Consider the following 15,521-nt stretch of genomic DNA (forward strand, 5'->3'; position numbering starts at 1 on the left):
CCGGAGCCGTTCGGAGCAACCTCGGATCGGTACCGCAGGTCCCTGCTGGAACGGGGAACACTGAGGTCATGCCCCTGGTGCGCCTCGGTCCGCTGGCTCTCCCGACACCGTCGGAGGTCCTGTCCTGGACGGCGGAGGTGGCGGGCGTCGGTGCGCGACTGCCCGGCCAGGTCGAGTCGCTGCTCGGCGAGGTGACCCGGCTGCTCGCGACGCTCGACGGCATCGCCCGACGCGTCGACGGCCTCGTCGACCGGGCGGAGGGCATCGTCGTCGAGATCGAGGGCGTCATCGGAGAGGCGCGGACGATCACCGGCGGGGCGAACGAGGTCGTCACCCAAGCACGGACGATTACGACCGGGGCGAACGAGGTCGTCGACGAGGCCCGCACGATCACCCGCGGGGCCAACGAGGTCGTCGGCTCCGCCCGCGAGATCACCGGCGGCGCCAACGACGTCGTCACGCAGGCCCGCGAGATCACCGGCGGCGCAAACGAGGTCGTCACCCAGGCCCGGCAGATCACCGGCGGCGCAAACGAGGTCGTCACCCAGGCCCGCCAGATCACCGGCGGCGCCAACGACGTCGTCACCCAGGCCCGCGAGATCACCGGCGGCGCGAGCGAGGTCGTGGACTCCGCGCGGACGATCACGTCCGGGGCGAGCGAGGTCGTGGACTCGGCGCGGACGATCACGAAGGGCGCCGACGAGGTCATGACCTCCGCCGGCAGCACGAGCCGCAGCGCCCAGGAACTGCTGGACCTCTACCGCCCCATGCTGGAGAAGGCCGCCCCGCTGTCCCAACGCTTCGTCGACGACCTCGCGCCGGAGGAGATCGACGCGGCGATCCGGCTCGTCGACGAGCTCCCGGCCCTGGCCCACCACATGTCGACCGACATCCTCCCGATCCTCGAGACCCTCGACCGGGTCGGTCCGGACCTGCACGAGCTCCTCGACGTCACCAAGGACCTGCGCAACGCCATCGACGGCATCCCGGGGTTCTCGTTCCTCAAGCGCCGCGGCGAGTCCAAGGACGACGACCTCGAGCAGGGGGACTGACCCGCTCCGGCGCCGCCGGCGAGTCCCGAGAGGTCCCTCATCGGGCTCCGAGCAGCCCGTCCGGCCCGATGAGGGCCCTCTCGTCGGCGGGAAGCCTCGCACGCCCCGCTCGGGGTGCCGTCCCGCTCCACCGACGTGCCCGCGACGGCCCCGGAGGCCGCGCCGTCCCGGCCCGCGGTCTCGACCGACGACGCGGGCCGCTACGCCTGCGCGGCCGCCTCCCGGTCGGCGTCCAGCCCGTGCACCTCGCGGATCACGTCGACGAACTCGCCCATGATCCCGGTCAGCGAGTAGCTCTTCGGCGTCACCACGCGGTGCACCCCGAGCCGCTGCAGCTGCTCCGCGTCGGCCGGCGGGATGATCCCGCCCGCCACCACCGGGATGTCGGCGGCATCGGCGCGGGCGAGCCCGTCGAGGACGGCCGGGATCACCTCGAGGTGCGACCCGGACAGGATCGAGAGCCCGACGACGTGCACGCCCTCCTGCACCGCGGCCGCCACGATCTCGGCCGGGGTGAGCCGGATGCCCTGGTAGATGACCTCGAAGCCGGCGTCGCGCGCGCGGACCGCGATCTGCTCGGCGCCGTTGGAGTGTCCGTCCAGCCCCGGCTTGCCGACCAGCATCCGCAGCGCGGACACCCCCAGGTCCGCCGCGGTCCGGCGGACCCGCTCGCGCACCTGCTCGAGCTCGGTCGGCTCGCCGTCCGCGGCCTCCGACCCGGGCGCGCTCGATCCCGACGACGAGGCCGCCGTCACCCCGGTGGGAGCGCGGTAGGAGCCGTACACGCCGCGCAGCGCCCCGGCCCACTCCCCCGTCGTCACGCCCGCCTTCGCGCACGCGAGCGTGGCCGCCATGAGGTTCTCGGAGCCGCCGGCGGCCTCGGTGAGGTGGTCGAGCGCCGCCGTCACCGCCTCGTCGTCACGATCGGCCCGCCAGGCGCGCACCGCCTCGCGGGCCTGCTCCTCGACCTCCTTGTCGACGACGAAGATCGCGTCGGCGCCCTCGGCCTGCAGCGGGCTGGGCTCGGTGGAGGTGAACTTGTTGACCCCGACGACCGTGTCCTCGCCGGACTCCAGGCGCATCCGCCGCGCGGCGAGCGAGCTGACCAGCTGCGACTTCATGTAGCCGGAGTCGACCGCGGCGACCGCGCCGCCCATCTCGGCGACCTTCGCGATCTCCGCGCGGGCGCCCTCGACGATCGACGCCGTCTTGGTCTCGATCACGTGCGAGCCGGCGAACACGTCGTCGTAGTCGAGCAGGTCGGTCTCGTAGGCGAGCACCTGCTGCATGCGCAGCGCCCACTGCTGGTCCCACGGGCGCGGCAGACCGAGCGCCTCGTTCCACGCCGGGAGCTGCACGGCGCGGGCGCGGGCGTCCTTGGAGAGCGTGACGGCGAGCATCTCCAGGACGATCCGCTGGACGTTGTTCTCCGGCTGCGCCTCGGTCAGCCCGAGCGAGTTGACCTGCACGCCGTAGCGGAAGCGGCGCATCTTCTCGTCGGTGACGCCGTAGCGCTCCTGACAGAGCTCGTCCCAGAGCTGGGCGAAGGCCCGCAGCTTGCAGATCTCCTCGATGATGTGCAGCCCGGCGTTGACGAAGAACGAGATGCGGCCGACGACCTTGCCGAAGTCGGACTCGGGGACCTGCCCGGAGTCGCGGACCGCGTCGAGCACCGCGATCGCGGTGGAGATCGTGTAGGCGACCTCCTGCGTCGGCGTGGCCCCGGCCTCCTGCAGGTGGTAGCTGCAGATGTTGATCGGGTTCCACTTCGGCACGTTCGAGACGGTCCACGCGATCATGTCGGTGATCAGCCGGACGCTCGGAGCCGGCGGGAACGCGTAGGTCCCGCGCGAGAGGTACTCCTTGACGATGTCGTTCTGGGTGGTCCCCGCGAGCTTGCTGCGCTCGGCCTGCGGGTCCCGCCCGTCGGCCTCGGCCTGCTCGTCGGCCACGGAGACGTAGAGCGCGAGCAGCCACATCGCGGTCGCGTTGATCGTCATCGAGGTGTTGGCCTCGTGCAGCGGGATCCGGTCGAACAGCGCCCGCATGTCCCCGATGTGCGACACCGGCACGCCGACCTTGCCCACCTCGCCGCGGGCGAGCTCGTCGTCGGGGTCGTACCCGGTCTGCGTCGGCAGGTCGAACGCGACCGAGAGACCCGTCTGCCCCTTGGAGAGGTTCCGCCGGTAGAGCTCGTTGGACGCCTTCGCGGACGAGTGCCCGGCGTAGGTCCGCATGACCCAGGGGCGGTCGCGCGAGTCGTCGGTCGGGTACGGCATCAGGGAACCTCCGAGCAGGGACCGGACCCGTGGAGGTTACCGGCGGGTCGCGGCGACGCTGCACATGCTGCTTTTCACAGGATCGGTCACGATGGAGCCGGGAGGCATCACATGGTGGGTTCGATCGGCGAGATCCTCACGGCCATCGCCGTCGTCATCCTGCTCGCGGGGTTCCTGCGCTACACCTTCGGATCGGGCCCGACGGGCGCGATGCCCAGCGAGGGTGGCGACGTCGGGTTGCTGGAGACGGTCGCGACGGTCCCGACCCGCGAGGCCGCGGAGGTCCTCGCCGGCCGGCTCGCCCGGGAGAAGGTGCGGGCCACGATCGCCCACGGCACCGACGGCTGGGACCTGCTGGTCTTCCCCGGCGACGTCGACGACGCCAAGGTCGTCCTGCGGATGTGACCGGGGCTCACCGCTGCGGCGGTGCGTTCACCCGCTCCACGTCCCCGCCGAGCGCGCGGAGGTTCTCGACGAACAGCGGGTAGCCGCGGTCGATGTGGGCGACGTCCCACACCTCGGTGTCGCCGTCGGCCACGAGCCCGGCGAGCACCAGCCCGGCGCCGGCCCGGATGTCCGAGGCCCACACCGGCGCGCTGGACAGGCGGGCGACCCCCCGCACCACCGCGTGGTGGCCGTCGGTCCGGGCGTCCGCCCCGAGCCGGACCATCTCCTCCACGAAGCGGAAGCGCCCCTCGAAGATGTTCTCGGTGATCATCGAGGTGCCCTCGGACACCGCGGACAGGGCGATCGCCATGGGCTGCAGGTCGGTCGCGAAGCCCGGGTAGGGCAGCGTCACCCAGTCCACCGACTGCGGCCGGCGGCCGTGCCCCGACACCCGGAAGCCCTCCGACACGATCTCGGTGGTCGCTCCGGCCTGGCTGAGCTTGTCCAGGACGAGGTCGAGGTGGTGCGGGTCGACGCCGCGCACGGTCACGTCGCCACCGGTCATCACGGCGGCGAAGGCCCAGGTGGCGCCGACGATGCGGTCCCCGATCACCCGGTGCGTGGTCGGGGTCAGCTCGGCGCCGCCCTGGACCGTGAGGGTGGACGTGCCGCCGCCGGAGATCTTCGCGCCCATCTCCTGCAGCATCCGGACGAGGTCGACGATCTCCGGCTCGCGGGCGGCATTGTCGATGACGGTCGTGCCCTCGGCGAAGACGGCCGCCATGAGGATGTTCTCGGTGGCCCCGACGGACGGGAAGTCCAGCCAGATCTGCGCCCCGCGCAGCCCCTCGTCGCCCGCCTCGGCCACCACGCTGCCGTGCGAGATCTCCGAGCGGGCGCCGAGCAGCCGCAGGCCGGCCTGGTGCATGTCCAGGGGCCGCGAGCCGATCGCGTCCCCGCCCGGCAGAGGCACCACCGCGCGGCGGCAGCGCGCCACCAGGGGGCCCAGCACGCACACCGACGCCCGCAGCCGGGACACCGAGCGGTAGTCCGCCTCCGGGTTCAGCTCGGCCGGCACGTCGATGACCACCGTGTCGCCGTCGACCGAGACCGCACAGCCCAGGCTGCGCAGCACGTCGCCCATCAGCGGCACGTCGAGGATCTGCGGACAGTTCGTGATCGTCGTCCGGCCCTCGGCGAGCAGCGCCGCGGCCATCAGCTTGAGCACGCTGTTCTTGGCGCCGACCACGTCGACGGTGCCCTGCAGGGAACCGGCCGGTCGCACGACGAAGTGCTCGTTCACGCTCCGCGACGCTACCGGCCGGGCTGTGGCGCTCGACGCCCAGGGCGCCGACCTATGCTGCCCCCATGGCCGTGCACCTGACCCGCATCTACACGCGCACCGGCGACGACGGGACCACCGGCCTGTCCGACTTCTCCCGTGTGCCCAAGACGCACCCGCGCCTCGGTGCCTACGCCGACTCCGAGGAGGCCAACGCCGCCATCGGGGTCGCGCTCGCCGTCGGGGACCTGCCGGAACGGGTCGCCGGGCCGCTGCGCCAGATCCAGAACGACCTGTTCGACGTCGGGGCCGACCTCGCCACCCCCGTGACCGAGGACCCGGAGTACCCGCCGCTGCGCGTGACCGAGGCGCAGGTCGAGCGGCTCGAGGGCTGGTGCGACGAGTTCAACGGCGAGCTGGAGAAGCTGAACTCGTTCATCCTGCCCGGCGGCACCCCGGGCGCGGCGTACCTGCACGTGGCGCGGGTGGTGTGCCGGCGGGCGGAGCGGAGCACCTGGGCGGTGCTCGAGGCCGACCCGGAGCGCACCAGCCCGGTCCCGGCCCGCTACCTGAACCGGCTCTCCGACCTGCTGTTCATCCTCGGCCGCGTCGCGAACCCGGGCGGGGACGTGCTGTGGCAGCCGGGCGGGCCGGAGGCGCAGGAGCCCTAGCTCGCCTGGCGGTACCCCGTCGACCGGCCGGGCGGGGTGGACTCCAGCCAGGAGGAGAACCCGGTGAGCACGTCGGCGCCCATCGCGAGCTCGAAGGTGCCGTCGGTCGTGCGGCACCGCAGCACGGTCGAGCCGGGCGCGTGCAGCTCGGTGGGGCGGGGCGGGCGACGGTCGGTGATCTCGACGTCGAAGCGGTCGAGGACGACGTTCGGGCCCGAGCGCAGCCCGCTGACGCGGTACCAGCGGAACTGGTCCCCGCGGTAGCGGGCGATCCCGGAGTGCCAGCCGCGCTGGTCGTCCGCGGCCGAGACCGCGTCGGCCGGCAGCGCGCGCCGGACCGCGACGTCCACGCCGCCGCGGCGCAGCGACTGCAGCCGCCGGAGCGCGACGAGCGCCACCAGGAGCAGGACCCCCGCCACCACGATGAGCACGAGCTCGACCCACATCCCGACGGTCGTCATGCTCGTCCCACGGCGGCGGTGAGGCCCTGCACCCGGTGCGTGTTCCTACTGCTCGACCGACTCGCCCGCGGCCTGGAGCCGGGCCCGGGCCCGGTCGCGCGCGAGGCGCCACTCCTGGTCGTCGGAGTCGCCGATGGCGTTCTCGGCCTCCCGGAGGTCGTCCTTGGCCTGCGCCACGTCGATCTCCGAGGCCAGTTCCGCGAGCTCGGCGAGGACGGTGACCGACTCCGCGGTGACCGACAGGAACCCGCCGAACGCCGCCACGTGGAACGACTCGCCGTCGGTCGGGTCCACCCGGACCACGCCGCTCTCGCGCAGCTGCGCGATCAGCGGCTCGTGGCCGGGCAGGATCCCGATCGACCCCTCGACCGTGCGGGCGGAGACGAAGCTGGCCTCACCGGACCAGATCTTCTTCTCCACGCCGACGACGTCGACCTGCATCTCGGCCACGACTACTCCGAGTACTTCTTGATGTTCGCCTCGACGTCGTCGAGGCCACCGCACATCTGGAAGGCCTGCTCCGGGGCGTTGTCGTACTCGCCCTTGGCGATCTTGTCGAACGCCTCGACGGTGTCCTTGACGTCCACCGTGGAGCCGGGCTCACCGGTGAACTGCTCGGCGGCGTACATGTTCTGGCCGAGGAAACGCTCGATGCGACGGGCGCGACCGACGGTGAGCCGGTCCTCCTCGGAGAGCTCGTCGATACCGAGGATGGCGATGATGTCCTGGAGGTCGTTGTACCGCTGCAGGATGCGGATGACCTCGCGGGCCACGCGGTAGTGCTCCTCGCCGATGTACTGCGCGTCGAGGATCGTCGACGTCGACGTCAGCGGGTCCACCGCGGGGAAGATGCCCTTGGCGAACACGCCACGGGAGAGCTCCGTGGTGGCGTCGAGGTGCGCGAACGTGGTGGCCGGCGCCGGGTCGGTGTAGTCGTCGGCGGGCACGTAGATCGCCTGCATCGAGGTGATCGAGCGGCCGCGGGTCGAGGTGATCCGCTCCTGCAGCTCGCCCATCTCGTCGGCCAGGGTCGGCTGGTAGCCCACGGCCGAGGGCATGCGGCCCAGCAGCGTGGAGACCTCCTGACCCGCCTGGGTGAACCGGAAGATGTTGTCGATGAACAGCAGGACGTCCTGCTCCTGCACGTCGCGGAAGTACTCCGCCATCGTCAGCGCCGACAGGGCGACGCGCATGCGCGTGCCCGGCGGCTCGTCCATCTGCCCGAAGACCAGGGCGGTGTCCTTGAGGACGTTCGCCTCGTCGAGCTCGACCCAGAGGTCGTTGCCCTCACGGGTGCGCTCCCCGACGCCGGCGAACACCGAGGTGCCACCGAAGTTGCGGGCGATGCGCTGGATCATCTCCTGGATCAGCACGGTCTTGCCGACGCCCGCGCCGCCGAACAGGCCGATCTTGCCGCCCTCGACGTAGGGGGTCAGCAGGTCGACGACCTTGAGGCCGGTCCAGAGCACCGAGGTCTTGCCCTCGAGCTGCTCGAACGGGGGCGGCGGCCGGTGGATGCCCCAGTGCTCGGCGTCCTCGGCGTAGCCCGGGTCGTCCATGCAGTCGCCGAGGGCGTTGAACAGGTGGCCCTTGACGACGTCGCCGACCGGCACCGAGATCGGCTTGCCGGTGTCGTGCACCTCGGAGCCGCGGACGACGCCGTCGGTGGGCTGCATGGAGATCGTGCGGACCTGGTTGTCGCCCAGGTGCTGCGCGACCTCGAGGGTGAGGGTCTTCTCCTCGCCGTTCAGCTCCACCGGGAGCTTGAGGGCGTTGAAGAGGTCCGGCACCTCGCCACGCGGGAACTCCACGTCGACGACGGGGCCGAGGATGCGGGTGATCCGGCCGGTGGCACCGGACTGCTGCTCGTCGCGGCCGGACTCGGCCGTGGCGGTGGACTGGGTCATGGTCACTCCCGGGGAATCTGCTGCGTCTGCTCGCTCACTGGGCGAGCGCGTTCGAGCCACCGACGATCTCGCTGATCTCCTGCGTGATCTGGGCCTGCCGTGCCTGGTTGGACTCGCGGACGAGGTTGTCGACGAGATCGTTGGCGTTGTCGGTCGCGGCCTTCATCGCCCGCTGCCGCGCCGCCGATTCGGAAGCTGCGGCGTCGAGCAGCGCGGCGAACACCCGCGCCCGGACGTACTTCGGCAGGAGGCTGTCGAAGAGCACCTCGGGCTCGGGCTCGAAGGAGTACTCCGCGCCCCGACCCTCTCCCTCGCCGTCGTCCGAGGACGACGAGCCCGATCCGGACGACTCCTCGTCGGAGTCCTCGGTGTCCAGCTCCAGCGGCGCGACCTGCAGGGAGATCGCACTCTGGGTCATCATCGAGCGGAACTGGGTGAAGACGATGTGGATCTCGTCGACCCCCGGGATGCCCTCGGCCTCCTTCGGGGCCCGGAACATTGACTTCCGGTCGGTGCCCGAGTCGGCGTGCTCGTCGTCGTCCCAGTCGACGGAGACGTCCTCCTCGCCGCCGGCCAGGAAGGCCGCGGTGAGGTGGTCGGCCGCGTGGGCGGCGTTCGCGTAGTCCGGCACCTCGGAGAAGCCGGTGAACTGGCCGGCCATCTCGCGGTTGCGGAACCGGAAGTACGCGGTGCCCTTGCCGCCGATGACGAAGAGCACCGGGTCCTTGCCCTCGTCCGACAGGGAGCGGATGAGTCGCTCGGTCTCGCGCAGGACGTTCGCGTTGTAGCCGCCGCACAGACCCCGGTCGGAGGTCACGACGACGATGGCGACGCGCTTCGGCTCCTCCCGCGGCGTGAGCAGCGGGTGGTCGCTGGCGCCGGCGCGCGCGGCGGTCTGCAGGACGTGGGTGAACTCGTCGGCGTAGGGCCGCGACGCGGAGACCCGGGCCTGCGCCTTCGAGATGCGCGACGCCGCGACCATCTCCATCGCCTTGGTGATCTGGGCGATGTTCTTGGTCGACCTGATGCGTCGCCTCAGGACGCGGAGGTTGGCTGCCATGCGCCTGCCCTAGCTCTTCGAGTCGGAGGACTCGTCGGAGGAGGAGTCCGAGGACGCCGAGGAGCCCGACGAGTCCGAGCCGGAGTCAGACGAGTCCGAGGAGTTCGACTCCGACGTGTCCTTGTCCTCGGCGCTCGCGAGCTCGCCCGAGCCGCCGTCGTCGGTCGGGTTGTCGCCGTCCTTGGTCTCGAACTGGTTCTTGAACTCGGAGACCGACTTGTTCAGGCGGTCCTCGTTCTCGTCCGAGAGCTGGCCGGTGTCGCGGATCTCCGCGAGCACCCCGCCGTCGCGGCGCACGTGCTCGAGGAACTCCGACTCGAAGCGCGCGACGTCCTCGACCGGGACCGAGTCGAGGTGACCGCGGGTGCCGAGGAAGATGCCGACGACCTCCTCCTCGACCGGGTACGGCTCACCGTTGCCCTGCTTCAGCAGCTCCATCAGGCGCGCGCCGCGGTCGAGCTGGGCCTGCGAGGTGGCGTCGAGGTCGGACCCGAAGGCCGCGAACGACTCCAGCTCGCGGTACTGCGCCAGCTCCACGCGCAGGCGGCCGGCGACCGAGCGCATGGCCTTGATCTGAGCGGAACCACCGACGCGCGACACCGAGTTCCCGACGTTCAGCGCGGGCCGCTGGCCCTGGTTGAACAGGTCGGACTCGAGGAAGCACTGCCCGTCGGTGATCGAGATGACGTTCGTGGGGATGTAGGCCGCGATGTCGTTGCCCTTGGTCTCCACGATCGGCAGGCCGGTCAGCGAGCCGCCCCCGAGGTCGTCGGAGAGCTTCGCGCAACGCTCGAGCAGCCGCGAGTGCAGGTAGAAGACGTCGCCCGGGTAGGCCTCGCGGCCCGGCGGGCGGCGCAGCAGCAGGGAGATCGCGCGGTAGGCCTCGGCCTGCTTCGACAGGTCGTCGAAGATGATCAGGCAGTGCTTGCCCTGGTACATCCAGTGCTGGGCGATGGCCGAGCCGGCGTACGGGGCGATGTACTTGAAGCCCGCCGGGTCGGACGCCGGGGCGGCGACGATCGTCGTGTACTCCAGCGCGCCGGCCTCTTCGAGGGCCTGGCGCACACCGGCGATCGTGGTGCCCTTCTGGCCGACGGCGACGTAGACGCAGCGCACCTGCTGCTGCGGGTCGCCGGTCTCCCACGCCTCGCGCTGGTTGATGATCGTGTCGGTGCAGACCGCGGTCTTGCCGGTCTTGCGGTCGCCGATGATCAGCTGGCGCTGGCCGCGGCCGATCGGCGTCATGGCGTCGATCGCCTTGATGCCGGTCTGCAGCGGCTGCTTGACCTCCTTGCGCTGCACGACCGTGGCGGCCTGCAGCTCCATTACCCGGTTCTCCTCGGCCTCGATCTCGCCGAGGCCGTCGAGGGGCTGGCCGAGCGGGTTCACCACCCGGCCGAGGAAGCCGTCGCCCACCGGCACCGAGAGGACGCGGCCGGTGCGCGTGACCTGCTGGCCCTCCTCGATGGTCTCGTAGTCGCCCAGGATGACGACGCCGATCTCGCGCTCCTCGAGGTTCTGGGCCAGGCCCAGCACGCCCCCGGGGAACTCGAGCAGCTCGTTGGTCATGGTCGAGGGCAGGCCCTCGACGTACGCGATGCCGTCACCCGTCGAGGTGACGATGCCGACCTCCTGACGGGAGGCGTCCGCGGAGTAGGAGGACACGTAGTCCTCGATCGCGCTGCGGACCTCGTCGGAGGAGATGGTCAACTCGGCCATGGTTCCCGCTCTCGCTTGATGTCCTACGTAATGATGTCTACAGGAGGGGTCCGACGGTCGGCTCAGCCGAGCCGTCGGTCCAGGTCGTCGAGGTGCCCCGCGGCGCTGCCGTCGATGACCTCGTCGCCCACCTGGATCAGCAGGCCGCCGAGGATCTCCGGGTCGACCTCCAGGTGCACGGTGATCTCGCGCCCGTAGATGCGCGCGAGCACCCCGGCCAGCCGCTCCTGCTGCTCGGCGGACAGCTCCACCGCCGAGCGCACCGTCGCGACGGACCGCTGGCGCCGGTCGGCGGCCAGCTCGGCCAGCCGCTCCAGCCCCGAGGACACGTGGTGGGCGAGGGGGTGCGCGACCAGCTGCGCCGCGAGCCGGCGCGTGATCGGCTCCGCCTTGTCCGCGAGGAGGTCGTCGAGCACCTTCTGCTTGCCCGCGGCGTCCGCCGTCGGGCTGCCCAGCAGGCGCTCGAGGTCGGGCTGCCCGCCGACGATGCGCCCGAGGCGGAAGAGCTCGTCCTCGACGGCGTCGAGCCGGCCGTCGGCCTCCGCGGAGGCGAGCAGCGCCTCGCGGGCCACGACCCGCAGCGCCTGGACCAGGTCCGCCGGCTTCGACCACGACGCCGCGGCCGCCGCCTTGACGACGTCGGCCACCGGGCGGCCGACCTGGTTGTCGAACACCCGGCCGGCGAGACCGGACCGCGAGTCCGGCTCGGTCGAGGAGTCCGCCAGCGTGCGCCGCAGCACGGCCTCGCGGTCGAGGAGGTCGGCCACCGCGTCGAGCTGCTCGCCGGTGGTCACCAGGTCGCCGGAGGACGCCCCGCCGGTCGCCTGGTCGAACGCGCGGCGCACGCTCTGCAGGGACTCCCGGCTGGTGGCGCGGAAGTCGGCGATCACGCCGGCCGTACCCGCCGCGGTCACGACCCCACCCCGTTCGGAGAGTTCGGGACGGAGCCGTTGGACCGACCGGCCATCGACTCCAGGTTGTCCAGGAACGAGTCCACCGACCGCGCCTTCGCGGTGTCGTCGGACAGCGACGCGGCCACGATCTGCCGCGCGAGCTCGACCGAGCCCGCCCCGACCTCGGAGCGCAGCTCGGAGACTGTGCGCGAGCGCGAGGCGTCCACGCTCTGCCGGCCCTGGGCCTTGATGCGCTCGGCCTCCTCGGACGCGTTGTCCGCGAGGTCGGACTTGATGCGTTCCGCGTCGGCCCGGGCGTCGTCCCGGATCCGTGCGGCCTCGTTGTCGACCTCGGCCAGCCGGGCGCGCGAGCGCTCGAGCTGGGCCTGCGCGTCGTCGTACTCGCTGCTCGCCCGGTCCATCCCGTCGCGGAGCCGGGTCACGTCCTGGTCGTGGGACCGGACGAGATTCGGCCACAGGTACTTGCCGACGATGAACACGAGCACGGAGAACGCGACGAGGCCGACGAGGATCTCGGCCAGGTGCGGCAGCGCGGCGCCCGGTTCCCCGGCCTCCTGCGCCACCACCTCGATGACGTTCATGTGCTTCCTCCGCCTGTCCGGGAGTCAGCCCGCGGTGCGCGGGGGTCGGCTCACTGGAGGGCGAAGGCGAGGACCAGGCCCAGGATGGCGAGCGCCTCGGAGAGGGCGAAGCCGATGAAGGCGATCGACTGCAGCTGGCCGCGGGCCTCGGGCTGGCGGGCGACGCCGTTGATGAAGGCGGCGAAGACGATGCCGACGCCGATACCCGGGCCGATGGCCGAGAGACCGTATCCGACGACGTTGAGGTTTCCGGAGAGCATTCCAGCGTCCTTTCGCGGGGTGGAAGGAGGTTCGGTGGTGTGGCGGTGTGGCCGGGGCGGGCTAGTGCTCGTCGGCCAGGGAGGCGCCGATGTAGGACGCCGTGAGGATCGTGAAGATGTAGGCCTGGATCAGCTGCACGAAGGCCTCGAAACCGGTGAAGACGATCGCCATGATCGCGGCGAACGGGGAGAGCACCTTCAGCGTGATCGAGTCGGCGATGAGCAGCATGTACTCGGCGCCGAAGATGAACACCAGCAGCAGCAGGTGACCCGCGAACATGTTGCCGAACAACCGGAACGCGAGCGTCACCGGACGCAGGATGATGTTCGAGAGGAACTCGATCGGGGTCAGGATGATGCGGACCCAGCCGGGGACGCCGGGGGGCCAGACCATGAGCTGGACGTAGCCGCCGAACCCCTGCTTGCGGATGCCCACGATGTTGTAGATCAGCCACGTGAGGATGGCGAGCGCGTAGGCCATCCCCGGGTGCGACAGCGTCGGGAACTGGATCAGCGGGATGATGCCGAACAGGTTGTTCACCAGGAGGAAGGCGAACAGCGCGACCAGGTACGGCACGTACTTGCGGAACTCGGGCCCGATGTTGTCGCGGGCGATCGAGTCGCGGACCATCACGTGGAACTTCTCGGCCAGCCATTGCGTGCGGCCCGGCAACAACTGCGCGGACCGCGTCGCGATCGCGAAGAAGGCCAGGATCAGGACCACGCTGAAGATCAGCTGGATGACGGGCTTGTCGACGTACTCGAGGACCGGCACCCCCTCGAACATCGGGGGGATGTTGAAGTCCTCGCCGCTCGGGGCCTTGAAGCCGGGGGCCGGCGGCTCAGGGGCCTGCGACAGCCACGTCGGCAACGACGAGATCACCCGGGCTCCTTCCGGTCCTGTTGCCCGGTCGTTTCACCGGAACGAGGGAGGGATTGGGCCGGACGGGGGTCCGGCGGGACGTAAAGGTAGCGGATGTAGATCAAGGCGAAGGACGCTGCCCCGCCGAGCAGGAGCCCGACGAGGAGCACCCAGCGTGTGCCCAACAGCAGATCGATCCCCCATCCGATCCCCCCGAGGAGGAGGAAACCGGCGAGGAGGTGTGACAGGACGGTCCAGCCCTCGGCCACCGGTGGGTGCGCGGGGCCACCCGGGGAGGTGCGACCCGCATCACCGCGGAGGCTGTCCTGCGCCATCGCGCGCACTGTATCAGCACGATCACGGGCGTCCACTACGGACTGTCGGAGGTCACAGGGCGCACGATCGGGGGCGGAACCGGACGAATCTCAGGAGGCGATCGTCGGGATCCGGGCCCGCGCGAACGCCACCGTCTCGCCGACGACGAACGCCAGCGCGACCGGCCCCAGGGCCAGTGCGAACAGCCGCGTGTCCACCAGCTCGAGACGGTCGAGGACGATCAGCAGGACGGCCAGCACGGCCAGCTTGGTCACCAGGCTGATCATCGCGACCCCCATGACGACGAGCGGGGCGGTCCGGGCGGTCCAGCGCATCACCAGCGGGCCGAGCGCGCAGACCGCCAGGGCGACCGCGGCACCGAGCAGCGTCGTGCCGGCCCCGGCACCCCCGGCGACGAGGGCTCCGATGACCACCACGACGACGGCGACGACCGCGCCCGGGATCAGGCCCCCGCGCAGCATCGCGGTGCTCACCTCGTGCACCTGGGCGCCGACGGCCTCGGCGAGGCGGTCCTCGTCCGGGGTGGCGGCAGGAGGGGATTCGTCCATGCGTGACTCCAGGGGGGTGCGGGGTGTGCGGGTCAGGCGGCCCGCCGCGCCCGGCGCAGCCGCGGGACCGCCGAGGCGAGCACCGCGACCAGCAGCCCGAGGGCGACCAGCCAGACGACGAGGAGGACGTCGGTGATGAGGGCCAGGGCGACCGCGCCGAACGCGAACACCCCGGCCCACAGGTAGATCAGCAGGACCGCGCGGCGCTGCGAGTGCCCGATCTCGAGCAGCCGGTGGTGCAGGTGCATCTTGTCCGGTGCGAACGGGCTGCGTCCGGCCCGGGTGCGGCGGACGACCGCGAGCAGCAGGTCGACCAGGGGCACCAGGACGACCGCCGCGACGACGACGATCGGCGCGAGCAGGGCGACCGCGTTGCGCGGCGCGGAGTCGGAGTAGGTGATCCGGCCCGACGCGGTGGTGGTGGCCGCGGCCAGCATCAGCCCGATCAGCATCGAGCCGGAGTCGCCCATGAAGATGCGCGCCGGCTGGAAGTTGTGCGGCAGGAAGCCAGCGCACGCCCCGGCCAGGACGGCGGCGATCAGCGCCGGCGGGTACGCGGTGACGTCGCCGCCGCGCTGGTCGAGCAGGCCCAGCGAGTAGGCGAGGACGGCCACGGACGCGATCAGGCCGATCCCGGCCGCCAGCCCGTCCAGGCCGTCCACGAAGTTGATCGCGTTCACCAGCACCACGGTGAGGAACACCGTGAGGATCACGCCCTGGTCCGGGCCGAGGATGAGCAACGTGCCCGACCCGCCGTCGGGAACGGGGAGGATGAGCCACTGCACGCCGAGCAGGACCATCACCCCGGCCGAGGTCGCCTGCCCGGCGAGCTTGGTGAGCGCGTCGACGCCGAAGCGGTCGTCCAGCGCGCCCACGAGGCAGATCAGCCCGCCCGCGACGATGACCGCCCGGGTCTCGGAGGAGTAGTCGAAGGCGCGCCGCAGCACCGGGAGCTGCGAGGCCACGAACACCCCGGCGAGGACGCCGATGTACATGGCGACCCCGCCGAGGCGCGGTACGGGCACGGTGTGGACGTCGCGGCCGCGCGGGACCGCGATGGCCCCGGCGCGGATGGCGAGCCGGCGGACGACGCCGGTGATCAGGAACGTCACGACCGCCGCGCAGAGCGCCACCAGGAGGTACTCCCGGATCGGCAGCCCCTGCGGGGCGAACGGTGGCGACGGGTCCACGCCGCCAGACTA

17 protein-coding genes are annotated in these 15,521 nt (G+C 71.6%); 3 read left to right on the forward strand and 14 right to left on the reverse strand.

Going from position 1 to position 15,521, the window contains the following annotated elements; all coding sequences use genetic code 11:
* Positions 1–68 precede the first annotated feature (68 nt).
* Positions 69–1,052, forward strand: a complete 984-nt coding sequence (locus tag WCD74_RS13260; protein ID WP_337695306.1) for a methyl-accepting chemotaxis protein — start codon at positions 69–71, stop codon at positions 1,050–1,052.
* A gap of 200 nt (positions 1,053–1,252) precedes the next feature.
* Here WCD74_RS13260 and WCD74_RS13265 read toward each other — a convergent pair whose 3' ends face one another.
* The gene (locus WCD74_RS13265; protein WP_337695307.1) at positions 1,253–3,331 is read right to left on the reverse strand and encodes an ethylmalonyl-CoA mutase; all 2,079 of its coding nucleotides are present in this window, start codon (positions 3,329–3,331) and stop codon (positions 1,253–1,255) included.
* Between the two features lie 111 nt (positions 3,332–3,442).
* Between WCD74_RS13265 and WCD74_RS13270 the strand changes: the two genes are divergently transcribed.
* A complete protein-coding gene (locus WCD74_RS13270; RefSeq protein ID WP_337695308.1) occupies positions 3,443–3,736 on the forward strand; it encodes a hypothetical protein in 294 nt (97 codons plus the stop codon).
* A 7-nt stretch (positions 3,737–3,743) separates the two neighbouring features.
* On the opposite strand, the gene murA is transcribed toward WCD74_RS13270, so the two are convergent.
* Complete coding sequence (gene murA / locus WCD74_RS13275) at positions 3,744–5,021, reverse strand: UDP-N-acetylglucosamine 1-carboxyvinyltransferase (RefSeq protein WP_337695309.1); 1,278 nt, start codon at positions 5,019–5,021, stop codon at positions 3,744–3,746.
* A gap of 65 nt (positions 5,022–5,086) precedes the next feature.
* Between murA and WCD74_RS13280 the strand changes: the two genes are divergently transcribed.
* Positions 5,087–5,671: a cob(I)yrinic acid a,c-diamide adenosyltransferase gene (locus WCD74_RS13280; protein ID WP_337695310.1), complete on the forward strand. Its 585-nt coding sequence runs from the start codon at positions 5,087–5,089 to the stop codon at positions 5,669–5,671.
* Here the strand turns inward: WCD74_RS13280 and WCD74_RS13285 are convergent.
* The 12 genes from WCD74_RS13285 to WCD74_RS13340 form a co-directional block, all read right to left on the reverse strand.
* Positions 5,668–6,132, reverse strand: a complete 465-nt coding sequence (locus tag WCD74_RS13285) for a DUF2550 domain-containing protein (RefSeq protein WP_337695311.1) — start codon at positions 6,130–6,132, stop codon at positions 5,668–5,670. The genes WCD74_RS13280 and WCD74_RS13285 overlap by 4 nt on opposite strands.
* Before the next feature lie 45 nt (positions 6,133–6,177).
* Positions 6,178–6,582, reverse strand: coding sequence for a F0F1 ATP synthase subunit epsilon (locus WCD74_RS13290; protein ID WP_337695312.1), 405 nt, complete (start codon positions 6,580–6,582; stop codon positions 6,178–6,180).
* Positions 6,583–6,584: 2 nt separating this feature from the next.
* Entirely contained in the window at positions 6,585–8,039 is a 1,455-nt protein-coding gene (gene atpD / locus WCD74_RS13295; RefSeq protein WP_337695313.1) for a F0F1 ATP synthase subunit beta, read from the reverse strand.
* Between the two features lie 34 nt (positions 8,040–8,073).
* Positions 8,074–9,099 (reverse strand): F0F1 ATP synthase subunit gamma, encoded by a 1,026-nt coding sequence (locus WCD74_RS13300; protein WP_337695314.1) that lies wholly within the window; start codon positions 9,097–9,099, stop codon positions 8,074–8,076.
* A gap of 9 nt (positions 9,100–9,108) precedes the next feature.
* A complete protein-coding gene (gene atpA, locus WCD74_RS13305) occupies positions 9,109–10,818 on the reverse strand; it encodes a F0F1 ATP synthase subunit alpha (RefSeq protein WP_373696077.1) in 1,710 nt (569 codons plus the stop codon).
* 62 nt (positions 10,819–10,880) lie between these two features.
* Positions 10,881–11,732 (reverse strand): F0F1 ATP synthase subunit delta, encoded by an 852-nt coding sequence (locus tag WCD74_RS13310; RefSeq protein WP_337695315.1) that lies wholly within the window; start codon positions 11,730–11,732, stop codon positions 10,881–10,883.
* Positions 11,729–12,313: a F0F1 ATP synthase subunit B gene (gene atpF, locus WCD74_RS13315; RefSeq protein ID WP_337695316.1), complete on the reverse strand. Its 585-nt coding sequence runs from the start codon at positions 12,311–12,313 to the stop codon at positions 11,729–11,731. Before atpF ends, WCD74_RS13310 begins: the two co-directional genes overlap by 4 nt.
* Before the next feature lie 50 nt (positions 12,314–12,363).
* Positions 12,364–12,573, reverse strand: a complete 210-nt coding sequence (gene atpE, locus WCD74_RS13320) for an ATP synthase F0 subunit C (RefSeq protein ID WP_018335035.1) — start codon at positions 12,571–12,573, stop codon at positions 12,364–12,366.
* 61 nt (positions 12,574–12,634) lie between these two features.
* Positions 12,635–13,456, reverse strand: coding sequence for a F0F1 ATP synthase subunit A (gene atpB, locus WCD74_RS13325; RefSeq protein WP_337695317.1), 822 nt, complete (start codon positions 13,454–13,456; stop codon positions 12,635–12,637).
* On the reverse strand, positions 13,453–13,770 hold the full coding sequence (locus WCD74_RS13330; protein WP_337695318.1) for a hypothetical protein: 318 nt from the start codon (positions 13,768–13,770) through the stop codon (positions 13,453–13,455). The genes atpB and WCD74_RS13330 overlap by 4 nt, the downstream gene beginning before the upstream one ends.
* 90 nt (positions 13,771–13,860) lie before the next feature.
* Complete coding sequence (locus tag WCD74_RS13335) at positions 13,861–14,319, reverse strand: Cg1360 family ATP-synthase-associated protein (RefSeq protein ID WP_337695319.1); 459 nt, start codon at positions 14,317–14,319, stop codon at positions 13,861–13,863.
* Positions 14,320–14,351: 32 nt separating this feature from the next.
* The gene (locus WCD74_RS13340; RefSeq protein WP_337695320.1) at positions 14,352–15,509 is read right to left on the reverse strand and encodes a glycosyltransferase family 4 protein; all 1,158 of its coding nucleotides are present in this window, start codon (positions 15,507–15,509) and stop codon (positions 14,352–14,354) included.
* Positions 15,510–15,521 lie beyond the last annotated feature (12 nt).

It is taken from the genome of Actinomycetospora aurantiaca, assembly GCF_037401875.1.
Classification (GTDB): Bacteria; Actinomycetota; Actinomycetes; order Mycobacteriales; family Pseudonocardiaceae; genus Actinomycetospora; species Actinomycetospora aurantiaca.